The organism is Prosthecobacter sp., from assembly GCF_046154365.1.
Classification (GTDB): Bacteria; Verrucomicrobiota; Verrucomicrobiia; order Verrucomicrobiales; family Verrucomicrobiaceae; genus Prosthecobacter.
The window spans coordinates 1-4,488 of the sequence record NZ_JBJXFV010000004.1 but is presented as its reverse complement, the minus strand read 5'-3'; the positions used below and the strand labels follow the sequence as shown (position 1 = coordinate 4,488).

General features: G+C 58.8%; 5 protein-coding genes. All 5 read left to right on the top strand.

Going from position 1 to position 4,488, the window contains the following annotated elements; all coding sequences use genetic code 11:
* Positions 1-146: 146 nt before the first annotated feature.
* Entirely contained in the window at positions 147-1,955 is a 1,809-nt protein-coding gene (locus ACKVY0_RS00200; RefSeq protein ID WP_409212763.1) for an arylsulfatase, read from the top strand.
* Between the two features lie 27 nt (positions 1,956-1,982).
* Positions 1,983-2,177 (top strand): hypothetical protein, encoded by a 195-nt coding sequence (locus ACKVY0_RS00195; RefSeq protein ID WP_409212762.1) that lies wholly within the window; start codon positions 1,983-1,985, stop codon positions 2,175-2,177.
* A gap of 49 nt (positions 2,178-2,226) precedes the next feature.
* A complete protein-coding gene (locus tag ACKVY0_RS00190) occupies positions 2,227-2,790 on the top strand; it encodes an RNA polymerase sigma factor (protein WP_409212761.1) in 564 nt (187 codons plus the stop codon).
* Positions 2,787-4,208, top strand: coding sequence for a FecR domain-containing protein (locus ACKVY0_RS00185; protein WP_409212760.1), 1,422 nt, complete (start codon positions 2,787-2,789; stop codon positions 4,206-4,208). Before ACKVY0_RS00190 ends, ACKVY0_RS00185 begins: the two co-directional genes overlap by 4 nt.
* Before the next feature lie 98 nt (positions 4,209-4,306).
* A partial coding sequence (locus tag ACKVY0_RS00180) for a hypothetical protein (RefSeq protein WP_409212759.1) occupies positions 4,307-4,488 on the top strand: 182 nt, incomplete at its 3' end.

The window sequence follows — 4,488 nt, the reverse complement described above, 5'->3', positions numbered from 1 at the left end:
CTCGATTTTAAAATGGGCTCCAGGCCTTCTTCGTGGGCAAAGAATCCATCAACTCCTACGGTATGGATCACACCCATGCCGCCCGGGCCGACGAAGTGAAGACGGAGCCGCCTTCAAAAACTCATGGTCCGCACGAAAAGACATTCATGAAACACACACTCACTCTTCTCACCGCCCTGTTACTCACACCGCTGGCTGCGCTGCCCGCCGCCTCACCACAGCCTGCGAACAAGCCCAACGTCATCATCATTCTGACGGACGACCAGGGCTACGGGGACATCGGTGCTCACGGGCATCCGTTTCTCAAGACACCGAACCTGGACAGGCTCCATGCGGAGAGCGTGCGCTTCACCGATTTTCATGTCGCGCCGATGTGCTCGCCCACGCGGGCACAATTGATGACGGGCGTGGACGCGATGAAGAACGGTTGCACCATGGTCAACGCCGGACGCTCGATGGTGCGGAAAGACATTCCGATGCTGTCGAATTACTTCGCCGATGCGGGCTATGCGACTGGCCTTTTCGGCAAATGGCACATGGGCGACAGCTATCCCTATCGCCCGCAGGATCGTGGGTTTCAGGAAGTGCTCTCCTTCCGTGCGTGGGGGCTGCCATCGCTGGCGTCGAACTGGGAGAACAGCACGCTGAACCCCAAAAAGACGTTTGCAGACGCCTACATGGATCCTGTGCTGGAACACAACGGCGTGGACATCCGCTATCCTGGCTTCTCGGGCGATATCTGGTTCACCGAGGCCATGAAATACATGACGACGTGCCAGCAAAAGCAGCAGCCGTTCTTTGTCTATCTGGCCAATCATCTCGCGCATGTCCCCGATAGCGTGCCGGAGAAATACTCGAAGCCGTATGGCTCCATGGGAAAGTGGAAGAGTGCCAATGGGAAAGAATTCAAGGTGCATGCGCCCTACTACGGGCAGATCGCAAACATTGACGAGAACATGGGGCGGTTGGACGAGTTCCTCGCGAAGAACGGGCTCAAGGAGAACACCATCGTGGTGTATTTCAGCGACAACGGCTCGCGGTCCGAGCCCGCCACTCAGATTTCGAATAGCGGCATGCGCGGCCACAAGACCGAGTTGTGGGAGGGTGGCCACCGCGTGCCGTGTTTCGTTCGCTGGCCGCAATCCGGCATCAAGCATGGCCGGGATGTTCCCGAGTTGACCCAAGTGCAGGACATCGCGCCGACCTTGCTCGACTTATGCCGCATCAACCCAAAGAACCGCTTTCCCATGGACGGCGTGAGTTTGGCTGGCCTGCTGCGTCAGGAAGCCTGGCCTCATGCCAAGCGGAAGATCACCATTCAGTATGGCGTGCCTGGCAAGCGTTGGGTGGACGCCTGCATTCTTTCCGAGAAATGGCGGCTGCTCGGTGGCGGGAAGACCTTGTTTAATGTGGCCAGCGATCCGCATCAGGACACCGACGTAGCCACCCAACACGACGGGATACTCAAAGAGCTGAGCACCTACTATGACGAATGGTATCAGCAGGCCTCTGCGGAATACCGCCATGTCCGTTACATTCCTCTGGGGCATCCCAGCGTGCCGGAGGTGATGCTCTATGCCAGCGACTGGCAAGGTGACTCCAATGACAACCCCGGCACGCTCGCCCTCGGAGCAGGCAAGGGTAAGTGGGATGTCGAAATCGAAAGTGACGGCGAGTATCGGGTCGAGCTAAGCCGCTGGCCTTTCGAATCCGGCAAGACGCTCATCGAAGGCACCAAAGGGTCATCCGATTCGGCGGGCGCACGACCGATTGCCAAAGCGCAGCTCATCATCGCGAAGGACAAATGGGCGATGGACACGAAACCAGAGGACAAGTCCGCCACGTTCACAGTCCGCCTCACCGCCGGCAAAACCAAGCTGGCCGCGGAGTTCCTGGACAAAGACGGCAAGATGCTGTGCAACGCGTTCTATGTGAAAGTGACGCGCTTGAAATAGCACATGATCGAAAACAGACATCACTCCATGAAACACGTTGCCACACTCGTCGTCAGCTTGCTGATCGCATCGCTGAATGCGTTTGCGGAAGTCAAAGACACACCGCGAAGCAACGGCCTCGCGCCCGAGGTGCCGGGGTTGAATCTGAATGACAAACTTTACCAATTGGAAGCGAAGTTGCCGGACTTGGAAAAGCCTGCATGGGCCTCTCTCCGAGGTTAAGGATGTATTTTGTGACAAAGTTCACTCCAGCCCCTACTTCGGAGACGGCATGAACCCATTCACTCAACAACGCATCTTAGATGGCGATCTCGACGCTTATGGCGAGGTCGTGCGAGAGCATCAGGACATGCTGTTGGGATACGCGCTGCGCAGGCTGGGGGATTGGACTCTGGCGGAGGAGGTGGTGCAGTTGACGTTTATTCGCGCTTATCAGCGGCTGGCGGAGTTCCGGGCGGACGAGGAGTTTGGCGTGTGGCTGTGCGTGACGTGCCGATATTTGATCCTCACCGAAATGGAGAAGAAGCGGCGGGAGGTGAACAACCTGTCGAACTATCGCGAACAGTTGGAGGTCGAGATTGCCACGGCGGTGACGGAGGACATGGAGCCGGACTCTCGCTTGGATCAATTGGCCGGGCTGCGGGATTGCGTCGGGAAGCTGGGTCGTGAGGCGTCGGGTCTGGTGGCGCTCCGCTATTTCAAGAAGCGGAGCTGCAAGGAGATCGCGGAGCAGAAGCAGCGCACCGTGAGCTGGGTGACAACGACTTTGAACCGCGTCCGCAAGACGCTGCGAGAGTGCATGGAGCGGTCAGCGCAAACGGGAGGTGCGTCATGAACGACGAGCGATTCTACGAACTGCTGGAAGGCTATGCAGACGGAACGCTCGATGAGGAGGCGTCGCGGGAGTTGCTGACGGCCTTCTCTGCGGATGCGGATTTGAAGGCGCGGTTTCTGGATGAACTTCGCATTCAGAACTCTCTGCTTGGTCTTCCTTTGCTGGATGAAGCAGATCGCCGGGTGAGTGAGGTGATGCAGTGCATTCTTCCCAGCACGAGTTCACGCGATGTATCCGCTGCGGTGCTGTCAGCGCTGAGACCATCGAAGCCGCTCGTGCGTTGGTATTCGGTGGTGCAAAAGGCGACGGCGATTGCGGCGGCGATTGCGGCGGTGATCGCGCTGGGATGGTTCGTGATGTGGAGTTTGCCGAGGGCAGACGAGTCGCTCGCCACGGTCGCGCATCAGATCGATGCCACTTGGTCGGGTGATCGGAAGCTCGCTCCGGGTGAGCGAGTCGGGAAAGGTCGCCTGAGGCTGGCCGCAGGCGTGGTGCGGCTCGATTTTGCCAAGGACGTTCGATTGACTCTGGAAGGTCCGGCAGATCTGGAGCTCATCGGTCCCGGTGAGACGCGACTTCATTCGGGAAAGCTCACCGCGAATGTTCCTCCAGAAGGCATTGGATTTCAGGTCCACACCGAGCGGGCGAAGGTGGTGGATCTCGGCACGACCTTCGGCGTCTCGGTGGGGACGAATGGTGCGACGGATGTGGCGGTCTATGAGGGCCTAGTCGCGGTGACTTCACTAGCGAGCCGCGAGGAGAAGGTCATCGAGGAAGGCAGCGAGGTGACCATCAACGAAGGCTCGGGTGCGCTGAAGCCTCGGCAGTTCAACACTCGCACGTTTCGCGGCGCGGAGGTCTTGTTTGGCGTCGTGAACACGGGGGGCAAGATTCGCTTCGCCGCTCCGCAGCCCGGCTTGAATCCGGCGGATGTCATGGATGCCGACAACCTCGTGATTTTCCCCGAACGATTCGCGACCAAGCTGAGGACGGATTTCACCGTGAGCCTCACCGAGCCAGGAGACTATGGGCCGGATGAGATCGTTAGACGAGAGGAGACGCTGCATGCTGAAAAACGGCGCGTGAACACCTATCTCATCCAATACAGTCCGCCACCAGCGGAGGGCACCGCCAAGCCCGATTCCATGCGTTTCGTCGGTGAAGTGAGCTTTGACCGTCCGATCATCGCCATCATCGCGGATGGAGATCAACTCACGGCCTCCGATGAAGTGCTCGGCAAAAAGAGGTTCGTCTATTCGTCAGGCGGGGGACGATCCCTCAAGAGCCGCGACCGCCTCTCGCTGAGTCAAGACCGCCGGACGCTCAAGCTCGACTGGCAGGTGGAACAGGCCATCGAGCATGGATTGGTTCAAATCCGCGTCATCGTGGATGTGTCTGATTCACCGACAGCGCGGTGACGATTGGCTGCGCGCTGGTTTTCTTCCGCTATTGCCGCCGCCGTTGTGACATTGGCCGCGTTGGCCCCTACTTCGATGACGATCCCTTTGATCAAACCATGAAAACATTGACCACACTCTCGCTGATCCTTCTCTTGGCTGCGTCCTACACGGCGAAGGCTGAGGACGACAAAGCCGCCAAACGACAGGCGAGGCGCAAGGCTGCGGAGGCCACGCAGAAACCATCAGAAATTGCCGTGCCGGCGAAGACAGGCCTTCGGCTGCCGAGCCTGTTTGGCGA